The organism is Bartonella sp. AP72JLCBS (assembly GCF_042195705.1).
Lineage (GTDB): Bacteria > Pseudomonadota > Alphaproteobacteria > Rhizobiales > Rhizobiaceae > Bartonella.
The window spans coordinates 1-21,449 of record NZ_JBHIOU010000016.1; the positions used below are offsets into that span (position 1 = coordinate 1).

Below are 21,449 nucleotides of genomic sequence, written 5' to 3' on the forward strand. Positions count from 1 at the left end.
GGGATGGTTTACAATCCGTGGCATAATATTTGGGTTGATATTTATCTTCAATCAGGGACAGGTGTAAATGCAAAGTCGGCATATGGTGTTCCGATTACGAGCAATCGTAGCTATGCGAATCATGCCTTTGATTTTTGGTCTGTTAATAAGAGATTTTTGACGAGTGATGAGTTTTCGCCATGCATGTATGGAAGTAATCAAGCAACCAGTATTGTAGGCAATCAAGCGCCTTCTCCTAAGACGTCTGGAGGACACGTTGATACAAACAATAGACGGATGATTTCGCATATCGGTTGTGAGGATGGTTGCGGTTATGTTTGGCAATATTTGTCTGGTTGTTATCCAGTGACTAAATGGCATACAGGGGAGCAAGGAAGCAGTTTACGTGTAGACATAAATGTTATGTTGGGAGGAGGCGATTGGACTGGTGGCTCTAACAATGATCATCTTGTACGGAATTTTGCGCATTCTCGTTATGTAGAAGATGAAAAAATAGGCGCTCGTGGATGTAGCGAGCCATTTTATTATAATTAGCGCGAGATTGATTAGAACATCATTTTATCCAGCCTCACTTTTGTGGGGCTTTTTTTATGGAGCGTCAGATGAGAAAGATATCAAAAGAAGGATTGACACTTCATCTTGAAGTTTTAAAATCAAAGCTTTTTCTACTAAACTCATAATGTCAACCAGAGCAGCACAATCTTATCACTCATATTTTCATGCCTAGAAAATTGAGATAATGCCATCCATAAATCGCATAAGAAGTTAGTATTTACCTTCATTGCACACCTCCATGGATTTGTTCTCTACAAACATGCCGCCAATCCTTTAGGTGTGATTTTTGTTGAAGGCAGCACCTTTTCTGTTCCATCCGGTTTTTGAATGGTGATGGCAGAACAGTCCATGAATCCTTTGTTGATTTTATCCTGATTAAAGGTAACAATGGACCACTTGGAGCACGTCGATACACCCAATCATTTTTACGCAAGTAATCTGTTAAATCCTTTGGTCTTAATCTCCAACATCTTCGCGGCTTCAATCAAACCAAACAAACCATCAGAGCGTTTTAAGCTTTCTAAAGCTTTTGCTTTTGGTGCTAATTCTGAAATAACATAGTTTTTCTGCTTAATTTGATTTTGTAGATGATTTAAGGCGCCAAGTAATACTTCGGGTTTGGAGTAATCAATTTGTCGAATAGCTACTTGTCTTTCCAACTCTTTCCAACGGTCAATTATCTTTGCTCGTAAGGCAGTGCTGTAACTAGAAACAAGAATTAAGCATTCACGCTTTGGCAGGTTATAACAAGGGCGGCTTTCACCTTTGTTATCAAGGTAGTGCCCACCAAAATCAACCTCCTCAAATTTGAGGGCGTTAAGTTCTTCAAGCGTTTTCTTGATGTCACGCATAATATTGTCATGCCTTTTGCCACATAATTCAGTAATTTTAATAATGGTATTCATAAAGAATTCTTAGATGTTAGACGTTCTTTAATGACATTCTAAAAGAATGCTGGGCACTAAGAAACACGGCATCTAGTCCGTCGTTACGCCTTTCCCCGAAGGGGGTATATGGCATAGCCACACCTGACAAAGCTATTATATGCATGTAGCATAGAATGAGTTAAAGCTTTTAAATTGCGGAAGATTAGTTATTTCGGCAACTAATCCGCTAGTTGTTTTAAGGTGTTTTTGAGGCACTTGATTTGAAAATACCTATTACTAGAATTGTCCAGTAATAAAAATTACTTTTTGCTAAGAAAACGTTTCACATACTGTACAGTGTACATATTGAAATTGTTATTTATCAATGAGTTAAGTGTACAATGTACAGTTGATTTGAAAATTCTGTCGCTAGCGATAGTTCGCACTAGCCTGTCCCGCAACGAAGCCAACCCGCTGGGAAGTACCTTTTACATTGATTTTATTGACTTTTTTATGAAAAAACAAAGCATAAGTGATAATCTGTTTTTAAAATCGCAATCAAAGTGTGTAATGCATAAACTCATAAGGATATGGAATATATAGATAAAGTTTAAGAACATAATCTAGCCTTTCTTATTAGCAGCCAGCGTATTCATGATGAGCAAGTTGGTACTGTATATTGGCAATTAATCTCTCATTGGCTTTTTTTACAATAGCACTTGTAATCTCTGGCTTTGACATCACCCTAGCAATTGAGGGTTCCTCTTGTTTTGCAATGGGGAATTGATTTCCATCCGCTCTTTGAAAAACATTACCATTCATCTTTTTTTAATCAACACGCTTTGGAAAACTCCCATCCTTGATAAAAACATGGGCAAGATTTGTTTTTTTCCAAACAGTTGTGTAAGTCACGCCGCGTTTTGTTCTTTTGCTTTAAAAAATTTAAGAAGTATCGGTGTTCCAGAACCAATGATATCTGTCTCAAGAAACCTTGCTGTCGCCTTTTCTTTAATATAAATACCTTGCTTAACATGCTTTGATTGGGCAGATGTAACATCGGCAATTTGCTTTTCAGTAAAGCGTTCGACTGTTTTGCTGCGGTGTTTAGAGCATTACGCAGAGCCCAATTAAGGCGTGGTGCTTGAAGACTGGTGAAGGTATCCTTCACCTGTTGAAGATACCATTTTGGGTAGATGATTAACTTCAACGTCTAACCTTTTTAAGAGTAGGTGTTGATGATTGAGAGACCTTAGATGCTTTTGGTTTTTCGAGTAAGGTTTTTTCAGTCATTGGTTCAGATGATGTTTGTGCTACTTCTTGTTCTATCTGCTTAATTTGTTCAACTGTCTTTTTAGGTTTTGCTGTTGTTTTGACGTCAACAAAAGGTTTTGAGCATTGGCGCGCTTGAGACGTACGTAGACCTGATTAGAAACTTCAACAAATGGATTATTGGGTGTTGATGGTTCAAAGCGAACAGTGCTTTTATTGTCTCCAACAACACACATTGGCTTAGTGATGACAGTTTTCATCATTGCTCCTTTTGAGTCATAATTAATGACATCATTAGTCAATTATTGATTTTTATTCTGTGAAAAATTGATTAGCTGATTGTCAGCAGAAAAAATCATGATCGTATGCTTTTTTACTTTTTACCTAAAGTTGGTGTTTTTAAACATTAAAAAGTGTAGAAAAAATTCAAGTAAGAAATGTTGATAACCTTGCTAAGACTTCATCCATAATTATATATGGAATAGTTTCCATTCTTTTTCCATTACGCGCTACTATATCTAAAGCACGCGGTTGGTCACAGCGTATCACACCTGTTATATGCAGCCCTGTTCCCACCAATGAAACAGCAAAGCCTGCTATTCTAGCAAAATTTCCTCCACTCGTAATGGGCAAAACAATGGGTGTTTTTGTTAAACGATTAAACGCCTCCGGTGACACAATCAGTACAGGACGCGTTCCTTTTTCTCATAGACAGAGGTTGGGTCAAGCGATACAAACCAAATTTTACCCCGCTTCATTACAAGAGCTCTCTGCCAATAAGCTTAGCATCAAACCACTCTACATCTTTATCCGCAAAATCGTCCGAAGGATTACATTCGGCTAACAATTCTTCAAGAGTGTAATTTTGCGATATTTGTGGTTTCACAACCAATTGTCCATTATCAATAGCCAAACCCACTTGCATATTTTCAGTAAGATGAAGAACATCAAACAATGCAGGCGGTATAGAGAGCATAACGGATCCTCCAACTTTACGTAATTTTGTTGTGCATAAAACGCCCTCTCTAATATTATATAAAAATATAACATAAAGCCCATGATTCAATAGCTTTTAATGCTTTTGTGTAAATGTTTAAGAAGCGCATTTAGAGCAATACGCAATATACTCTGAATAAAGTCAATATTTTTTTAATTTCTGAAAAACATAAAAATATAAAAGTTATAATACCAAACAAGGCTCTTAGCTGCTTATCTGTAAACATATTTATTTCTTGCGGTTTTCGATAATTTTTTGATCTCTCTGTTGATCTCGTCTATAAGAGGTTCGTAATTGAGAATGCTTTTCGGAATATCACCACCGTAAACCCATGCTTTTACTTGCGCTTTGGTACTAAAATCCGCATTCTTAGGTGTTTTGTAATACTGACCACCATCAAACTTTTCACACTCTCTTGTGCCGTCTTCGTATTCGTAGAGGTTGTAAAAATACTCCTCTGTCCCATCCCCCATGGGGCATACCCACTGCCGTTGCAACAAACCTCTTTCGCATGGGTTGTTTACGGTTTTTTAAGAATAGATGTTTTAAAATGAATATACTTTAATCCTAATTTTACAAATTTGTCTATTTGCCTCAAATTTGACCGTACAGAGCGTTTTATAAGATAGGTTTTTTATCATAAAATCTTTAAATCACTCTGTACGGTGCCATTTTGTCGATTTAAATGCACATCCAATCACAAAACGATCAGCAATTTTCACTAGTTTGCTAACCTGCAATGTTTTTCACTTGCTTTTCAACCAACGTGAGTGGTCTTGAATTCTCTCTCATTGCCTTTTCTTTCAGCCTTTTTTCACGGGTGTTCAAAACAGCCTTGCGTACAAGATTGGCTTTTGTCAAAAGACTATTTTCCAAATCACGACATAATCTTACTAACTCACGAGTGCTTGGAAAAAACGTATCCGATAAATCTTCTACCTCATCGCATAAAATCCCCGTTTAACCGTTTTTATGAGTGACCACGCAGAAACACTTTCCAAAAACATTCCATAGGTAAGCGCTATACCTTCATGATCTGCCTGTTGCGAAATTTTTTAAACCACACGAAAGCATCCGAATTGCCTTGGTTATGTCCTCTTTGCTCGCTTTTATTGAAAACAATTCGTGAAGTTGATCACACGCTTCTAAGGCAATCGCTTCCTGCTGTTGTGTCAATGCTTGCCACTTTTCAAAACTAAAGGAAACTCCGGAGCTATCATCTCGTGAATGTGTTTCAAAGTGACCTCGAGGCTCGATATCAAGGATGCTGTCTGAGATGCGTTCATCTACACTTTTTTGCCTTTAAGAGTGATTTCCATAGTTTTTTCCGTTCTCTAAATCCTCGATAGCTTTTTGCATCCAGTTGCGCCACATTGCTTTCCAATCCGTTTTGCGTGCATCTTTGCCTGTTCTAGCTTTCCAATAATCTCGAAATTTTGCCATTTCGGCTTTGATACGCTCTGGAGGCAATCCCTCTTCGATTGCGAAATCATAAACAGGTTCGAAATCATCAGGGGTACGACAGCCACTGTCATTTCTAACCCGTTTAGCTTTTTTCGTAATGTTCTCTTGCTCGTGAATGGAAGGTTGGTTTTCTACACCCGTTTCGATTTGCTCTGATGTGGTCTCAACAGCAGCAACCTATGTTGGTTCGTCAACCTGTTCGTTTGTTTCTAAATTTTCAGAAGCAGTTTTTTTGCTAAAATGATAGTTTTAGTTTATATATATTCTTATTCTGGTTCTTTATAGCTTGATTTTGCTTAGCGTTTGCTTCAGCAAAATCATTAAAATGTTTTTTATAGCGTTTTTTATTGTACACCTTTTTTCCAGCCTCACTATGAATTTGCGATATGGGCGCTTTTTTATCAGTAAAATCTTTTAGCTCTTCTTCAATGCGCGTATTCGACAAACCATTATCTTTCTCAAGAAATTTACCATTCTTCATGAGATATTCGACAATAGTTGCAAACTTTTTTGCGAGCAATTGCAAGCGCGGGCAAGCATTTCAAAATCTGTTTTAATTGGTGCTTTTTTGTCATATATGCGAATGAAAAGCGTTATATAAATGCCCCTTTGTTCTCATGTCATTCCATCTATCTCACTGTTCCAGTCATTCAAAAGGAATCTTATCCATGGCATTGCATTAGACATGCGCATTCCCTTCTTTAACTAAATATAAAATTGCTAAAGCATTTGCTTGGTTGTCATCTTTTGGATTGTATTCTTTTGCACACACCGTCTTAATCATCTTTTCTTGTGAGGCATTGACTTTATCTGTTGTGATCTTCATTTTTGTAAGCCATTGCTGAAAACGCAAATAGCGCATACTATCGCCTTTAAAACGAAAAAATTCAAAATTGACAAGTGCCACTTGTTATACTGCTGTCTACACGAGAAATCGCCCAGCCTGTCTTAGATCTAGATCAAGGCAGAGAACGGTTTGTGTATTGATGATCATCTTCCCCCATGAAGGCTGTTGCGTATTTATATGTGCGCTATGACAGAGCGTGTTGTGATTGCCTGTCTTGAAAAAATGGTCGTGAGAAAGTACTTGAAATTACTTTTGGGCCAATTTTTTACTGCCATTCGAGGAAAAATAATCTTAGAAGCAGTTGATTTTCGAATTAACTCTTCTTGTTTTTGAATCACATCTTTTTGTGCACGTATTATTTCAGCTTCTTTATCTATTATTTTGTCTTTTGCATCTATCTCTTTTCTGAGCTTTTGCGTCGTTTTACAAGAGTCATGAAGAGTATAAGCCAATCCCAAATTAGCAATATTGATTGCCTCTCCATCCTATAAAGACGAGGAGGAGGTCAAAGTGCTAAAAAGGTACCTCAAAAAGCAGCAATGATTCGTATTTTAGTACCACCGCGGTGCCGTCTTATAGCGTTATAATAAAGTTACGAAAGGTGGTTTAGAAGGTGCTTTAATTTTTTTGATTTTTAATAAATCATTGGAAAATAAGAGAGATTAAGATAATCTGGTGCGGACGGCGGGACTTGAACCCGCAAGGTCTTCGACCGGCAGATTTTAAGTCTGCTATGTTTACCGTTTTCATCACGTCCGCGATGTGAGTTCTCTCATAAGCTATATCTTTTATTGAATCAAGAATTAATGACAAAAGAAACATTTTTCATTTTTTAGTGAAATTTTGACTGACAATAGTTTCCTTTATCGATAGAAAAAGCTTTTATAATGTAAATAAAGTATGAAATGATTAGTGTTATGAGTCAATTTATTCAAGACGTCACAAAAGCTATGGTGGGATTGCATCACGTGTTTGCTGAAACACCACTTCAAAGAAATGATTTTCTTAGTCAAAAGTATGATGCAGAAATTTATTTAAAGCGTGAAGATTTAACACCGGTGCGGTCTTATAAGATTCGTGGTGCTTTCAATTTTGTTTCAGAAATGCTTAGCTGTATATCACCAGATTCTGCATTTGTTTGTGCTTCAGCGGGGAATCACGCGCAAGGGGTTTCTTTTGTTTGTCGTTATTTTAAACGTAAAGGCGTGATTTTCATGCCTATGACAACGCCACAACAAAAAATTGAAAAAACACGTATTTTTGGTAAAGAATTCATTGATATTCGTTTGGTTGGTGAAACATTTGATCAATGTTATGAAGCTGCGCAATCCTTTGTCGTAGAGAGCGGTGGTGTAATGGCTCCACCTTTCGATGATATTCGCATTATTACAGGGCAGGCAACAGTGCTTTGTGAAGCTGCTTTACAATGGAAAAAACTCAATGGAGAAAGTGAGCCAGATTTGATGATTGTGCCGGTAGGGGGTGGTGGTTTGGCAAGTGGAGTGAGCAAGTTTTTACATGAATATGGTTGGAAAACAAAGCTTCGTTTTGTTGAGCCGCAAAGAGCTGCAAGTTTGCTTGCTTGTTTGGAGAGTGGAAAACGCGTCAAGCTTGAAAGCATTGACACTTTTGTAGATGGTGCTGCTGTGGCTGAAATTGGAGCTCTAAACTATACAATTCTAAAGCAATTTCCCCCTGATTCTGTCATTACGGTTCCTGAAAACCGTGTTTGTTCTACGATGGTTGAAATGCTTAATGTTGAAGGTGTGGTTCTTGAACCGGCTGGTGCTTTATCGATTGATGCGCTTAACAGTATTCCTCCTCAAGAGTTAAAGGGGAAAAAAATTCTTCTCGTTATTTCAGGAGGTAATTTTGATTTTGAGCGTTTGCCAGAAATTAAAGAGCGTTCTTTACGTTTCCAAGGGTTGAGAAAATATTTTATTTTTAGTTTTCCGCAACATCCTGGTGCTTTGCGTCATTTTCTTTCCACATTATCACCAGATGATGATATCGTACGTTTTGAATATCTTAAAAAGTCAGCGAGAAACTTTGGTTCTGTATTGGTTGCGATTGAAACAAAAAAATACGGTAATTTTTGTCTTTTAGAGGAAAAATTTCAAGCGTTAGGTTGGCGTTATCGTGATATTACTGATGATCAAACGTTATTTGATTTTGTTATTTGAGAAACTGAAATTTTACTAAAACAAGAAGTATAATGATGAAACCTATTTTTTATTCGGTGCTGAGTCTATTTTTCTTTTTGATTGTTAATCAACAGAGTTTAGCATCTCAGCCAACAATAGTACAAAAAGATGAACTTTCAAGAGTCGTTGTTGATGTCAATAATGCTATAAAAAATGGGGATTTTATGCCTATTTCTCGTTATATGCCTGAGCGGCTTTATAAAGAGATGGCACATCGATTGAATACAACAGAGAGTGCTTTACGTAGTGATTTTCTTCAACAGTTGCATAAGAAATTTGAGGGGTTGCCTTCTGGTGCTTATTATTTAGATAAAGAAAATATAGAGTATTTACAAACTGATAACGGTACTTTGTATGCTTTAATTCCAACAGTTCTTGAGATGAAAGATCGCATCATTCAATATAAAACTTTGGCGATTTTTGATAAAAACCAATGGTATTTAATTTATGGCGGTCAAAAAACTTTACAAAATCCAGTTTTTCTCGAGATTTATCCTGATTTTATCAAGGTACATTTACCGATGGACACAATCATCAAAAAGTAAACGATCTAAATATTGTTTTTATTCATGATAAATGTATTTCGTAAAGTTCTTGCTTTTTTATCATAATCCAAAGATAATAGAGATGAAGGCATTTAGGCTGGTTTGTTGGCTTTTTGTAAAGTGAGGTTTATACGCCTTTATCTTGATTTCAAGGTGTTCATGAGTTGCGCAAGCCGCTTTTTAGGCGTTGCTTCATTTAAAATGTCAGGGATTTCTCTTGCGCGGATTCTTGAGTGGAGAGTTCAGATGGTTACTTCTTTTGAGTTCTTCAGCTAAGGAAAGATTTTATTTTGCCTATAAAAGAAGAAAATGTTTTTACAAAGTTAGGTTTGCCTACTCTTTTGATTAAAAATTTACTCATTGCTGGGATGAGTAAACCTAAACCTATACAAGAACAAGCTATTCCAGTGATGTTGAAAGGACACGATATTTTAGGTGTTGCTCAGACAGGCTCTGGAAAAACCTTGGCATTTGGTTTACCTATTTTAAGTCAGATTTTGGCTTTGGGTGATAAACGCTGTCCTAAAACTGCACGCGCTTTGATTTTAGCTCCAACGCGTGAACTTGCTGTTCAGATTGATGAAACGATCCGTACTGTGGCGAAAGGAGCACATCTTTCAACATGTCTTATTTTTGGGGGCGTATCACGTTTAAAACAAATTAAACGTATGGAAGCAGGTGTGGATGTTTTGATAGCGACTCCAGGGCGTTTGAGAGATCTTGTTCGTGAAAAGTGTGTTGATCTTTCCCAATCTCGTTTTTTGATTTTGGATGAAGCAGATCGTATGTTGGATATGGGGTTTATTCATGATGTTAAGCAAATTGCAAAGCTTTTGCATCAAGAGCGTCAGACAGCACTCTTTTCTGCAACAATGCCGAGGGAAATTGCTGTGCTTGCAAAATGTTTACTCAATGATCCGGTTAAAATTGAAGTTGTTCCTCAAGGTACTACGGCTGTAGAGATTTGCCAAAAATTATATTGTGTTCCTACGAATGAAAAAAAGAATGTTTTAAGTAAACTTTTGACAAATCCAGCTTTTGATTCGGTTATTGTTTTTACTCGAACTAAACATGGGGCAGATGCTGTCACACGTAGTTTAGAAAAGATAGGATATTTAGTCGCAACAATTCATGGAAATAAATCACAAGGTGCTCGCCAGTCTGCTTTAAAAGCTTTTCGTGAAAGATCGGTACAGATTCTTGTTGCAACAGATATTGCTGCACGCGGTATTGATATACCAGGGATAAGTCACGTTATTAATTACGACTTACCAGATGAAGCTGAAAGTTATGTACATCGTATTGGTCGTACAGGACGTAATGGCGCATCTGGTGTAGCACTTACGCTTTTTGATGAGAAGATAGAAAGGTCCCGCTTGCGTGCTATAGAGCGCTTGATTCGTATGAAATTGGTGGCTGAGTCTGTTCCAGAACAATTTGCAGCGTTTCCAGAAAAGCCAATTGTGCGAGAAAGTAGAGAAAAAGCAAATGATAAGGAACGCCGTTTTAAAAAATCTAAACGTCAAAAACAGTTTGTAAGTCGAAAAGATGATGCTGCACAGTTGCAACGAAAGAATTCTTCACCTCAAAATGAGAGGCATAAAAAAGCAAAAGCAGTAGTAAAGCGTGCAAAGCCTCTTCGTTTTCGAAAATCAGTTAAGAGGGCTGCTTAGATAAAGTCTTGAAAAAAGATCATGTACTGGAGATTTTTTACTTTTGTTGATTTATTCTCAATTGAAAAGAGCTATAAAATACTCTTGTCAAAGTAAGAAGATCCTTTAGAGGTTTTCATTTTTTAGAAATGAAAACTTCTAACTTTTTGGATTTATTAAAAATCTTTATTGTAGAGGCAATTATTTATTTGCTTTATTCCTATTTTTTTTAAATGGGAATAAAAGTAGATTTTATTTATATAAAACTATTTTTATAAAGGATGTGTTTTATCTTTAATGATAACTTTTAATTTTAAAATTGATGTCTAATAATAACTCATTGTTTTATATATTGAATAATTCATTATATCGTATTTTTTTCATTTTTAAGTTATTTATGCGGATCAATCAAAAGTATTCGCTTGCACGTGATGTGTGAAGTTGTCATATAGATAATCATTTGAAAAATAAATAAAATAATTTTTATAAACTCTTTCCAAGGCAATGGGGGATTGCTGAGATTGAGAGTTGGAAAATAGTACGATGGTATGGCTTTTATTATAAATAAAGATGGGGCTGATCAATCGATTTCATTTTATACCATTTACGGGGGTGTCATTGTGAAAGAGTGTTGGGGTATTTAAGAGATATCTCTTTAAAAAAGCATGTGACTGCATAATACAATAGCGAGAATGTCATGATTTCTGAAGGCTTTCTCAGGATTCTTAACAATTTAGCTCGTTATCTTGGTTTTTACTGTAAAACTATTATTTGGGGGATATAAAGCCTATAAGATTTTATGTATTAAATGTTTTATGACAGTGTGGTGAACAAGGCAAGGTTGTTTGTAAAGCGTTGAAGTGGTTAGCAGGAGGAATAACCTGTTAGATAAGACGTCGGAGCGTTTACAGACTTGTTTTATGTTTTTTGCTTTTAGGATGGGGAGGGGGTTATGTGGGGTGTATGGAGATAATATATGACCTTGATTATTGTTTCTTCCATTTTTCAAAATGATTGCTTAATGAGCAGGTTTTTAAGTTTAACTCCTTTATTAAGTAGAAATCATTCTTTCTTTGGAAAAAAATATATGAGACCGATTCATTGCTGATGGAGCTTAATAACTCATCTCTGATGAAAGAAATCGTAATTTATAATGTGCAAATAATTGCTGTGTCCTCTTATAAAGGCGCGGTAGTTTGAAAAAAGTATTTAAAATGAATCAATCGCTTTTTGCGTTCATTGCAAAAAATACATCCGGTAGGATATTGCGTTTCTACTTTATTGCAAAAATCCTATTCCATTACTTTTATTAACGAATCCCTCATGTCTAAAAACTTTAGAAAAAACAACAAATTACGTAGAATAAAAGAAAAGTGGCTCCCCGGGCCGGATTCGAACCAGCGACCAACCGGTTAACAGCCGGTTGCTCTACCGCTGAGCTACCGGGGAACGGTGCCCAATCATTTAATTGAAAAGGCTATAGCAAAGCAATACTGATTTGCAAAGGATAAAATTACTTTTTTTAAAAAAATATGATAAATTGTGTAATAAGAGGAAAAAAGGCGAGAGAAGATTTCTACACCTTGACGGATGCGTTGCCTTCCCTTATTGAAACCTTTATGTTTGTTGACGAGGCCTCGTGGCGGAATGGTTACGCAGAGGACTGCAAATCCTTGTATCCCGGTTCGATTCCGGGCGAGGCCTCCAGCCGATTTTAAACGAAACGGCTTTTAAGGGAGATGAGGTATAGGAAAATAGATTATTTCCCTCTATTCTTGTGAAGACACTTTTGTATGAGAGATTATACAGTTAAAATCTAATTGTTGACTGTAGCATCCTTTTTTGTAACGCCCATAGTTTAAGAGATCTTTATCCCTTATTGTCGCTGTTTTGTTTGTTTTTTGTAGGTTAGGAGAAAATATTCGTTATGGTTGCAGATTTTGCTGAGCTTCGTCGCAAAATGGTTGACAATCAAATTCGTACAGTCGATGTAACGGATTTATCAGTTCTTGAAGCCTTTTTAACGGTATCTCGTGAAGATTTTGTATCGGAAGATATGAAAGTGTTAAGTTATCTTGATACTGATATTGTTCTATGTCCAGTGCAAGATGGGGTTCCTGCACGCTATTTGATGAAACCTGCGTCTCTAGCGAAATTACTACAGCTTGCCGCTTTAAAATCATCAGATGTTGTTTTAGATATTGGTGCAAATAGTGGTTATTGTGCAGCGTTGCTTGCAAAACTTGCAGGGTCTGTGATTGCGCTGGAAAGTAATAAATCTCTCTTTGAACGTGCTCTTGAAGCTTTAGAACGGAATCAATGTGATAATGTGGTTGTCGTTCATGGTCCATTAGAGAAAGGATATGCCGTTGAGGGACCTTATGATGTGATTTTCATTGAGGGATCTGTTGATTTTATTCCTCAGGGTATCTTTGATCAAATGAAAGACTGTGGACGTCTTGTTGTGGTTGAAGGGCATGGAAATGCTGCTGTTGCACAAATCTATATAAAAGAAGATGGGATCATCTCGGCTCGTCGTGCTTTTAACCTCGCTGTAAAGCCTCTTCCTTGTTTTTTCAAAACACCTGGTTTTGTGTTTTAGTGCTTGTTTGTTTTGTGAATAAAAGATAATTTTGTAATTTATTTGGGGTTTGTTATTGTGTGTATTATGTTTAGAGTAAACAAGAAGTTTCAGGCGTGTTTATTGCTGGTGTTGAGTGTTTTTCTATCAGAGGCTGTTTGTGCTGAAACATTGATGGATGCCTTTTCTAAGGCTTATAAATATAATGCTAAGTTGAATAGTGAACGTGCAGCTGTGCGTATATCCAGTGATGATGTTGTCATTGCGCGATCGGGGCTATTGCCACAGGTTGAGGGGGTTGGGAACTATGGGCGCAATAAGTCTTTTACAGGTCCTTATGTCACTTCTGGATCTATAGGAGTGAGATTAAATCAAAGATTATTTGATGGTTTTATCACGCAAAATATCTTTTCTTCAGCTCAAGTTAAGTTGCAGGCCCAGCGTGAATATCTTCGTAATGTTGAACAAAATACGTTTCTGGAGGCGGTGACCGCTTATGCTAATGTCTATCACGCACGTCGTGTTGCCGATCTTCGGAGAGAAAATTTGGCAGCTCTTGAGGAACAAGTTCGTTCAAATAAAGCAAAATTTGATGTGGGTGAAGGAGGGCATGTTGATCTTGCTCAAGCTCAAGCTGCACGTTCCGTGGCGGTTTCAGAGCTGAGTCTTGCTCGTTCTGATGTAAAAGCAGCAGAGGCAGTGTATCGACAAGTTATTGGTTCTGATCCTGAAAAGTTAAAACGCCCACCTGTAGCCAAAGATTTTCCCGTCAACCTTGATATGGCTTACCAAATGAGCGTTGTGATGCATCCAGCAATCCTTTATGCTAAATATTTAGTCGATGCGAGTGTTTATAATGTAAAGGCGAAAGAAGGGGCATTGCTCCCTAAAGTTGATTTTTCTGCAACTGCATCTTATAATCGAATCTACAGCGGGGTTGGAGAAGATGGCGTTTCTAAATCGATAGGGTTGTCAGTAAGTGTCCCAATCTTTGAAGGAGGGCGTACGTCTGCGCAAATTCGCCAATCAAGGGAACAGCTTGGACAGGCGCAGCTTCAACTCGATTTGGCGCATAGTAATACGCGACAAGCACTTACTTCTGCTTGGTTTCAGTTGGAGGGCGCACGCTCATCTGTTGTTGCTTACCGTGAAAGTGTTCGTGCTGCTGAAATTGCTCTGAAAGGTCGTGTTCAAGAAAATCGCGTAGGGCAAGCAACGACGCTGGATGTTTTAAATTCTCGTACTCTATTGATTAATGCTCAGATTGCGCTTGCAATGGCAGAGCGTAATGCTGTTGTGGCGAGCTATAGTGTTCAATCTTCTATTGGTAAATTGACTGCAAGTTATTTAGGTTTAAAAACAATTAAATATATCCGATAATACATAAAAGTATCTCTTTGAATCTTATTAAATTATTTTAGTTTTTAAAAGATTAGTAAATCAACAGTTGAATATGTTGAAAGATATTGCGGCGAGATATTATTTTTATAAGTGTAGAAAACTGTGTGTAGCGCCCTCTTTATGACAAGCATATTTGAAAATATCGTAGGAGGCATGTTGATCTTATAATTCTTTTGCATACACTGAAAATATGATTCTATTTGTTGTTGCGTCTTTGAGAGGTTGTAAAGTATGGTACAGAGTTCAAGCGTGTTACGTGAGCCAAGTATGGATGAAATTTTAACATCTATTCGTGAAATAATCGAAGAAAATGCGGTTCAATCTGATCACTTTTTAAATGAAGATGTTGCAGTGAATGCTTCAGAAGTGGCATCCGAGGGTATTTATGATACAACCTTATCGGTTGATGATGCTATGAAAGCTTTAGCTGATCGTATTGGTCTTTCTTCTGAAAATCAAGGAGGGAAGATAACGCAAGAGAAAGAGGATATAGAGGCAGAAAATAATACAGTTGGTATGGATATGCAAAAGATGAAGCTTTCTTCTGAAGAACGGAATTCTGTTTATAAAGCAAAAGAATATGAAGATGAGATAAGGAAATCACAATCAGACGCTGGAAGGGATGGTCATGTGGAATTGTCTGCATATTGTATTTCTTCTGCAGAAAAGATTGCAAAGGATGTGTTGCGTCCTGCTATAGCAGAATGGTTACAGTCTAAATTGCCTATTTTGCTGGAAGATATTTTGCGTGAAGAGATTGTGAAAGCGATTAAAAAATCGTCTTAATTATTTTTTACATTATTTTTATGTTTTTCATTTTATGGGGATTTTGTTTGCGATTTTGCGAGCTCTCTAGTGAATGGCTGAGATTCACGAGATTCTGATCAGGTTTTGATCATATATTGTGTTTTTCAGCGGCGTTATGGATGGATAGAATGTTAGAAAAAAACTATGATGCTGCCTCTATAGAGCAACGGGTTGCAAAGAGATGGGAGACTCGTGGGGCTTTTAAAGCGGGAGCTGGTTCTAAAAGCGGTGCAGAACCTTTTTGCGTTATGCTTCCTCCTCCTAATGTTACGGGCTCACTTCATATGGGGCATGCGCTCAATACGACAATTCAAGATATAATAGTTAGATTTCAGCGGATGCGTGGCAAAAATGTGTTGTGGCAGCCTGGTATGGATCATGCTGGGATTGCTACGCAAATGGTTGTGGAACGTCAACTTGCAGAACGTAAAGAGCCAACGCGTCAAGAAATGGGGAGAGAAAAGTTTATTGAGCGTATTTGGGAATGGCGTTATGAAACTGGAGGCGTTATTGCAAACCAGTTGCGTCGCCTTGGGGTTTCATGTGATTGGTCGCGTGAGCGGTTTACAATGGATGAGGGGTTGTCGCAGGCGGTTCGTGAAGTCTTTGTCACGCTTTATAAGCAAGGGTTGATATATAGGGATAAGCGCCTCGTCAATTGGGATCCTAAATTGTTGACAGCTATTTCAGATCTTGAAGTTGAGCAAAAAGAAGTTCAAGGACATTTGTGGCACTTTAGATATCCACTTGAAGGTAAAACTTTTGATCCAAATGATGCTACAACTTTTATAACAGTGGCGACAACACGACCAGAAACAATGCTTGGTGATACAGGAATTGCTGTTAATCCTGAAGATGAGCGTTATAAAAATCTTATCGGTAAAAATGCTCTTTTGCCGCTTGTTGGTCGTAAGTTATTAATTGTTGGTGATAGCCATGCTGATCCTGAGGCTGGAAGTGGTGCTGTAAAAATCACACCGGCTCATGACTTTAATGACTTTGAAGTAGGACAGCGTAATCATTTACGCTTGATCAATATTTTTACCCAGCAAGCCGAGATTTTTCTTCGTGAAAATGAAGCATTTTTCGATGGTTTGATTTTATCAGATGAATTAAAAATGTTAGTAGAAAACCTCGATAAATCTGATCGTTTTGTTGCTCGCCAGAAGATTGTTTCTTTGATGGAAGAACAGGGATATTTAGCTTCTGTTGATGATCATACCCATATGGTTCCTCATGGAGATCGCAGTGGTGTCCCTATTGAGCCTTTTTTGACAGATCAATGGTATGTTCATGCTGCTGAATTAGCAAAGCCAGCGATAGAGGCTGTTCAACAAGGCAAAACGCAGTTCGTTCCAGATAACTGGAAAAAGACGTACTTCAATTGGATGGAAAATATTCAACCTTGGTGCATTTCTCGCCAATTATGGTGGGGACATCAGATTCCTGCTTGGTATGGTCCTGATGGAACGGTTTTTGTTGAAAAAAGTGAAAAAGAGGCTTTAGATTCAGCTTTTGCTCATTATGGTGAGGTTGTTGAATTAATCCGTGATCCGGATGTTTTAGATACTTGGTTTTCATCAGCTCTTTGGCCTTTTTCAACATTAGGATGGCCAAATAAAACGACTGAATTATCTACTTTTTACCCAACATCTGTATCTGTGACAGGATTTGATATTATTTTTTTCTGGGTTGCTCGTATGATGATGATGGGACTTCACTTTATGGGTGACGTTCCTTTCCCAACGGTTTATGTGCATGCTCTTGTACGGGATCAAAAGGGTGCAAAGATGTCAAAATCAAAGGGAAATATTATTGATCCCTTAGAGCTTATTGATCAATATAGTGCTGATGCACTTCGGTTTACTTTAGCTATTATGGCAGCACAAGGTCGTGATGTAAAACTTGATGTTTCCCGTATTGCTGGTTATCGTAATTTTGCTACGAAATTGTGGAATGCTACCCGATTTGCACAGATGAATGGTGTGAAGCATGATCCAGCTTTTAAACCAGAACAAGCAAAATTGGCGCTTAATCGTTGGGTTTTAACAGAGTTATCTAAAACAATTTCAGCAGTTACGACTGGTATTGAACACTATAAATTTAATGAGTCTGCTGCCACTCTTTACCGTTTCATTTGGAATACATTATGTGATTGGTATTTGGAGCTTCTCAAACCTATTTTTCAGGGGGAAAATGAAGATGCTAAAAATGAGGCTCAAGCTTGTACTGCTTGGGTTTTAGATGAAGTTTATAAACTTCTTCATCCTTTTATGCCTTATATGACGGAAGAGTTGTGGTTTCTTACAGAAACGCAAGCCATCAAGCGTGAGGATATGCTCGCATTGACAAAATGGCCAGAGGAAACATTGATAGATGAAGAAGCTGCTGATGATATTAATTGGCTTATTGATGTCGTCACAGGGATTCGGTCTGTACGTTTTGAAATGAATATTCCAGTGGCTACACAAGCACCTCTTGTTGTTGTCGAAGGAGGGGAAGTAACGCGAGAGCGTATGAAGCGTTATGATGCACTTCTTAAAAAATTAGCGCGTATTGAAGTTATTGATTTCTCTGATAAAGTTCCGGAAGTATCAGCACAAATGATTTTGGGAGAGGCTGTTTTTTGTTTACCATTAGGACAGTTGATTGATTTGGAGGCTGAACGTGTTCGTTTGAGGAAGGATGTCAGTAAAATTGAACAAGATATTGAAAAAATATCGCTTAAGTTAAACAACCCCCAATTTATAGCAAATGCAAAAGCAGAAATTGTTGAGCGTGAGCGGAATAGGGTTGTAGAACTGCGTGCAGCGCAGAAAAAAATATTTGTTGCTTTAGAGCGGTTAGATTGATTTCAACTTTTTATTTTTTTTGATAGATAATTGCATACCAGTAGGGCTAGTATAGATCTTCTTTAAAAGGAAACTTTTTCTTTTGTTAGTTTTTCATGAACGATCATAAAATCTCTACTGAAATCCATTGTTTTATGTTTATCATTAAAGAGACATCTTTTAAGGCATTCAAGCTTATTCCACGACGTAGATCATGAATGGTATAACGGTAAATCCATTGAGCTTCCCTTCTTTATGCTTGTGAAGTAACAAGCGCTGGGAGCACCATTCTGTCCAATATCCGGACAACCCTTAGCTCAAACCGTTCGTAAGAGGCATTTTTAGTTCTTTCTTACACAGAGTTTTTATCCACATAGCTCTCTCTACTTGTAATGTGCAAGCGGATGGTTTTGATTGATTTAACATGGAACAAGTTTGGAATGAGAGAATCTTACGATATTCGAGGTCCTCATTCAACATGCAAAATGGTAAAGTATCATTAAAATCAATATCTTGTTTTATTTCTGTAAAATATCATCATTTAGAGTAGCAATATAAGGCATGTAAAATTACATATGTGGTATTTTTTGTATGTAGTGGTGAGTATTCTGAGGTAAAACTTGTGTGTAAAGTATGAAGTAACCCCATGTGAAATGATGTTAGGTGCAATCCGTTAAACAAAAAGCTGTATTGTTTATAGATTGACGGAGGCAAAAAACTTCATCTTTAAGGTGGTAAGGCAGTCGTGAAGTTATAAGTTAACTATCATCATTATATTTATCCATCTTTCGTATTGTTTTTTATACTCAAACGTTTACCATTCATCATGTATTCTCTTCGTTCTCAAGTTGCTGTTTAATGCACGTTATTCTATTGAACGATTTTTGCTCATACGTATAAAATTTTAAGATCGATAAATCCTATTGGATGGTTTTTATCTATTTGTTTTTTCTTTTAAAATTTTTACTTTAAAATTGCGTATGCTTCTTACTAAGAAAAAGAGTTTAAATATCTACAAAGAAATTTGTAACAGATATAATCATTAAAATTGAGGTAGGGGGAATGGTTAATAGGTTTCAGATATGGAAAAAAGTCACGATTGTTGTGATTTTAGAGGAATTCTTTTCGACTGTTTATGTAATAGATGTCAATAGCTTGCAAGAAGCGAATGATGGTTCGTTTTATTTTTTAAAACGTGGCATGTCTGTTTATAAAAATGGGTATATAACTCAGGCTATTGCAGCATTACGTTGTGCTGCTAAGAGAGGCTATATTGGTGCGAATTGGAAACTTGGCTCTATCTATGCAAACGGTGATGGTGTCCCTAAAAATGATTATAAGGCATATAATTTTTTTGCATATATTGTTGAAAAAGGTGCTGATCTTGGTTCAGAGGATGAAAGTTATGTTTCTGATGCATTGATTAAACTTGCCGGATATATAAAAAAAGGTATTCCTCAATCACCTGTGAAACCTGATCCTTCTTATGCTTCTCATCTTTATATGCAGGCTGCGGTAAACTATGGAAATCCTAAAGCTCAGTATCATTTAGGAAAAATATTTTTAAAGGGAGAGGGAAGGGAGAAAAATCTTATACAAGCAGCACGATGGTTTCAACTTTCAGCAAAAAAAGAAAATCCTTCTGCCCAAGCAATGCTTGGAAATATACTGCTTAAAGAAGGAAAAATTGTCCGTGGGGCAGCAATGTTAACTGCTGCCTATAAAAAGCTAACGTAAAAGACGAAAATTGGATTCACCCTTTGCAAGAAGAGGCTTTTGCTCTTTGTAATGAATCTGAGAGACGTACAGCAATTTCACTGGTTGCTGAGATTTTAAAGAATAACAGTTTTTAAACATCTGATTGTAATATTTTTACATTCTCTCATCTTATATTAAACTCTGTTTTCTTGTATACAAGTTCATAGTAAAGATAGCTTTTTTTGATAATCTAACGGCTAATGACTTAGGATTTTAGACAAAAATTCTTGCGTTCTCGGTTTTCTTGCTTGCGGATCAGAAAAGAACTCTTTAGATGAGCAGTCTTCAAGAATTGTTCCTTGATCTATGAAAATAACACGCTCCGATACTTTTTGTGCAAATCCCATTTCATGGGTTACACAAATCATCGTCATACCTTCTTCTGCTAAGCTAATCATGACATCGAGTACTTCACCTACCATTTCAGGATCTAGAGCAGATGTTGGTTCATCAAAAAGCATGACAAGTGGATCCATAGTTAAGGCACGTGCAATAGCAACACGTTGTTGTTGCCCTCCAGAAAGTTGACCAGGATATTTATCTTTGTGTTCAATGAGTCCAACGCGTTCAAGATATAACAATCCACGTTCAAGTGCTTCTTTTTTGCTTCGTTTTAGGACTTTGATTTGTGCAATTGTCAAATTTTCTGTGACAGATAAATGGGGGAAAAGCTCGAAGTGTTGAAACACCATTCCTACCTGACTTCGCAATTTAGGCAGATTCGTTTTTTTTGAATGAACTGGTATTCCATTAATCCAAATTTCACCTTTTTGAAAAGGGACGAGAGCGTTAATAGTTTTAATGAGTGTTGACTTTCCTGAGCCTGATGGACCACAAACGACAACGACTTCTCCTTTATTAATGTTGGTTGTACAGTTTTTAAGGACTTTAATTTCGCCATACCAATTAGAAACATTTTTTATTTCGATCATATGAGTAGACATTTTTTTTCCTGTTAGCGAATAATGGATACTTTTTTTTGTAAATACAAAACTATTTGTGACAGTGTAAAACAGATAACAAAATAGAAAATAGCTGCTAAGATATAAGCTTCTTGCTTTACACCAAAATTATTAGCAGCAATATCAAAACCATTCAAAAGGCTATGACCACTGATGGCATAAACAAGGGTTGTATCCTGAAAAAGGATAATAACTTGTGTTAAAAAGACTGGAAGCATATCTCTAAAGGCTTGAGGAAGAATGACAATGTACATACTTTGCCAATATGTCATTCCAAGAGCTTGTCCTGCATATTTTTGTCCTTGCGGAACTGAATTGATTCCAGCACGCATAATCTCAGCAAAATAAGCCGTTTCAAATGCGGTAAAGGTAATGAGTGCTGATTTATTTGCACCGATGGATATACCGGTTAAAAAAGGCAGAAGCACGAAAAACCATAAGATAACCATCACAAGTGGTATTGAACGCATAGCTGTTATGTAACCTATTGCAAACCAAGAAAGAAGTTTTATGGAAGAAAGGCGCATCATTGCTAAAAGCGTACCGAAAACAAACCCCAACACCGTTGCAAAAAGAGTTAGAAAAACGCTAAAGAGTAAACCTGATAAAATGTAAGAACGAAATACATCAAAGGTAAAAAAGGAAAAATCAAAGTCGGAAAAATTGAAAGGAGAATAAAGTCCAAACTGAGAGCTTATGAAATTCATCAT

The 21,449-nt window shown here is 37.0% G+C and carries 15 protein-coding genes, 3 tRNA genes and 7 pseudogenes; 10 read left to right on the forward strand and 15 right to left on the reverse strand.

Annotated elements, in window-relative coordinates; genetic code table 11:
- Positions 1–534 (forward strand): annotated as a pseudogene (locus ACFILO_RS08000) (hypothetical protein); the annotation flags it as partial.
- Positions 535–778: 244 nt separating this feature from the next.
- Here ACFILO_RS08000 and ACFILO_RS08005 read toward each other — a convergent pair.
- The 12 genes and pseudogenes from ACFILO_RS08005 to ACFILO_RS08060 all read right to left on the reverse strand — a co-directional run bounded on the left by ACFILO_RS08005 (position 779) and on the right by ACFILO_RS08060 (position 6,757).
- Positions 779–1,460 (reverse strand): annotated as a pseudogene (locus ACFILO_RS08005) (phage antirepressor KilAC domain-containing protein).
- 597 nt (positions 1,461–2,057) lie between these two features.
- Positions 2,058–2,589, reverse strand: a pseudogene (locus tag ACFILO_RS08010) (hypothetical protein).
- Between the two features lie 35 nt (positions 2,590–2,624).
- Positions 2,625–2,950 (reverse strand): annotated as a pseudogene (locus tag ACFILO_RS08015) (hypothetical protein).
- 166 nt (positions 2,951–3,116) lie between these two features.
- Positions 3,117–3,448 (reverse strand): annotated as a pseudogene (locus ACFILO_RS08020) (type II toxin-antitoxin system PemK/MazF family toxin).
- Entirely contained in the window at positions 3,448–3,666 is a 219-nt protein-coding gene (locus tag ACFILO_RS08025; protein ID WP_375613730.1) for an antitoxin, read from the reverse strand. The pseudogene ACFILO_RS08020 and the gene ACFILO_RS08025 overlap by 1 nt, the downstream one beginning before the upstream one ends.
- Before the next feature lie 233 nt (positions 3,667–3,899).
- Positions 3,900–4,245 (reverse strand): annotated as a pseudogene (locus ACFILO_RS08030) (hypothetical protein).
- A 171-nt stretch (positions 4,246–4,416) separates the two neighbouring features.
- On the reverse strand, positions 4,417–4,548 hold the full coding sequence (locus tag ACFILO_RS08035; protein ID WP_375678102.1) for a hypothetical protein: 132 nt from the start codon (positions 4,546–4,548) through the stop codon (positions 4,417–4,419).
- A 441-nt stretch (positions 4,549–4,989) separates the two neighbouring features.
- Complete coding sequence (locus tag ACFILO_RS08040) at positions 4,990–5,157, reverse strand: hypothetical protein (protein ID WP_375678103.1); 168 nt, start codon at positions 5,155–5,157, stop codon at positions 4,990–4,992.
- A 229-nt stretch (positions 5,158–5,386) separates the two neighbouring features.
- The gene (locus ACFILO_RS08045) at positions 5,387–5,632 is read right to left on the reverse strand and encodes a hypothetical protein (RefSeq protein WP_375613727.1); all 246 of its coding nucleotides are present in this window, start codon (positions 5,630–5,632) and stop codon (positions 5,387–5,389) included.
- Positions 5,633–5,830: 198 nt separating this feature from the next.
- Complete coding sequence (locus ACFILO_RS08050; RefSeq protein ID WP_375678104.1) at positions 5,831–6,058, reverse strand: hypothetical protein; 228 nt, start codon at positions 6,056–6,058, stop codon at positions 5,831–5,833.
- 113 nt (positions 6,059–6,171) lie between these two features.
- Positions 6,172–6,450 carry a hypothetical protein gene (locus ACFILO_RS08055; RefSeq protein WP_375678105.1) on the reverse strand — a complete coding sequence of 93 codons (279 nt, stop codon included), beginning with the start codon at positions 6,448–6,450 and terminating at the stop codon, positions 6,172–6,174.
- A 221-nt stretch (positions 6,451–6,671) separates the two neighbouring features.
- Positions 6,672–6,757, reverse strand: a tRNA-Leu gene (locus tag ACFILO_RS08060).
- A gap of 146 nt (positions 6,758–6,903) precedes the next feature.
- Between ACFILO_RS08060 and ilvA the strand changes: the two genes are divergently transcribed.
- From ilvA to ACFILO_RS08075, 3 genes are all read left to right on the forward strand, one after another.
- Positions 6,904–8,181, forward strand: a complete 1,278-nt coding sequence (ilvA, locus tag ACFILO_RS08065; RefSeq protein ID WP_375612449.1) for a threonine ammonia-lyase IlvA — start codon at positions 6,904–6,906, stop codon at positions 8,179–8,181.
- A 35-nt stretch (positions 8,182–8,216) separates the two neighbouring features.
- Entirely contained in the window at positions 8,217–8,747 is a 531-nt protein-coding gene (locus tag ACFILO_RS08070) for a hypothetical protein (protein ID WP_375607472.1), read from the forward strand.
- A gap of 290 nt (positions 8,748–9,037) precedes the next feature.
- Positions 9,038–10,420 carry a DEAD/DEAH box helicase gene (locus ACFILO_RS08075; protein WP_375613723.1) on the forward strand — a complete coding sequence of 461 codons (1,383 nt, stop codon included), beginning with the start codon at positions 9,038–9,040 and terminating at the stop codon, positions 10,418–10,420.
- A gap of 1,353 nt (positions 10,421–11,773) precedes the next feature.
- Here the strand turns inward: ACFILO_RS08075 and ACFILO_RS08080 are convergent.
- A tRNA-Asn gene (locus ACFILO_RS08080) sits at positions 11,774–11,848 on the reverse strand.
- Between the two features lie 184 nt (positions 11,849–12,032).
- Between ACFILO_RS08080 and ACFILO_RS08085 the strand changes: the two genes are divergently transcribed.
- The 6 genes and pseudogenes from ACFILO_RS08085 to ACFILO_RS08110 all read left to right on the forward strand — a co-directional run bounded on the left by ACFILO_RS08085 (position 12,033) and on the right by ACFILO_RS08110 (position 19,872).
- Positions 12,033–12,106 (forward strand) — tRNA-Cys (locus tag ACFILO_RS08085).
- A 220-nt stretch (positions 12,107–12,326) separates the two neighbouring features.
- Positions 12,327–13,001: a protein-L-isoaspartate O-methyltransferase gene (locus ACFILO_RS08090; protein ID WP_375678106.1), complete on the forward strand. Its 675-nt coding sequence runs from the start codon at positions 12,327–12,329 to the stop codon at positions 12,999–13,001.
- 66 nt (positions 13,002–13,067) lie between these two features.
- Positions 13,068–14,360 (forward strand): TolC family outer membrane protein, encoded by a 1,293-nt coding sequence (locus ACFILO_RS08095; protein WP_375613721.1) that lies wholly within the window; start codon positions 13,068–13,070, stop codon positions 14,358–14,360.
- 252 nt (positions 14,361–14,612) lie between these two features.
- A complete protein-coding gene (locus tag ACFILO_RS08100; RefSeq protein ID WP_375612445.1) occupies positions 14,613–15,167 on the forward strand; it encodes a DUF2497 domain-containing protein in 555 nt (184 codons plus the stop codon).
- 149 nt (positions 15,168–15,316) lie between these two features.
- The gene (locus ACFILO_RS08105) at positions 15,317–18,040 is read left to right on the forward strand and encodes a valine--tRNA ligase (RefSeq protein ID WP_375678107.1); all 2,724 of its coding nucleotides are present in this window, start codon (positions 15,317–15,319) and stop codon (positions 18,038–18,040) included.
- 1,041 nt (positions 18,041–19,081) lie between these two features.
- Positions 19,082–19,872 (forward strand): annotated as a pseudogene (locus ACFILO_RS08110) (tetratricopeptide repeat protein).
- Positions 19,873–19,974: 102 nt separating this feature from the next.
- On the opposite strand, the gene ACFILO_RS08115 reads toward ACFILO_RS08110, so the two are convergent.
- Positions 19,975–20,721 (reverse strand): amino acid ABC transporter ATP-binding protein, encoded by a 747-nt coding sequence (locus ACFILO_RS08115; protein WP_273791447.1) that lies wholly within the window; start codon positions 20,719–20,721, stop codon positions 19,975–19,977.
- A gap of 11 nt (positions 20,722–20,732) precedes the next feature.
- Positions 20,733–21,449, reverse strand: coding sequence for an amino acid ABC transporter permease (locus ACFILO_RS08120; RefSeq protein ID WP_273791448.1), 717 nt, complete (start codon positions 21,447–21,449; stop codon positions 20,733–20,735).

Bases quoted from the DNA above. Each gene is read 5' to 3' on its own strand.
- ACFILO_RS08090 (WP_375678106.1), top strand. From the start codon at position 12,327: ATGGTTGCAGATTTTGCTGAGCTTCGTCGCAAAATGGTTGACAATCAA.
- ACFILO_RS08045 (WP_375613727.1), bottom strand. From the start codon at position 5,632: ATGAAGAATGGTAAATTTCTTGAGAAAGATAATGGTTTGTCGAATACG.
- ACFILO_RS08100 (WP_375612445.1), top strand. From the start codon at position 14,613: ATGGTACAGAGTTCAAGCGTGTTACGTGAGCCAAGTATGGATGAAATT.
- ACFILO_RS08105 (WP_375678107.1), top strand. From the start codon at position 15,317: ATGTTAGAAAAAAACTATGATGCTGCCTCTATAGAGCAACGGGTTGCA.
- ACFILO_RS08095 (WP_375613721.1), top strand. From the start codon at position 13,068: ATGTTTAGAGTAAACAAGAAGTTTCAGGCGTGTTTATTGCTGGTGTTG.
- ACFILO_RS08025 (WP_375613730.1), bottom strand. From the start codon at position 3,666: ATGCTCTCTATACCGCCTGCATTGTTTGATGTTCTTCATCTTACTGAA.
- ACFILO_RS08070 (WP_375607472.1), top strand. From the start codon at position 8,217: ATGAAACCTATTTTTTATTCGGTGCTGAGTCTATTTTTCTTTTTGATT.
- ACFILO_RS08120 (WP_273791448.1), bottom strand. From the start codon at position 21,449: ATGATGAATTTCATAAGCTCTCAGTTTGGACTTTATTCTCCTTTCAAT.
- ACFILO_RS08115 (WP_273791447.1), bottom strand. From the start codon at position 20,721: ATGTCTACTCATATGATCGAAATAAAAAATGTTTCTAATTGGTATGGC.
- ilvA (WP_375612449.1), top strand. From the start codon at position 6,904: ATGATTAGTGTTATGAGTCAATTTATTCAAGACGTCACAAAAGCTATG.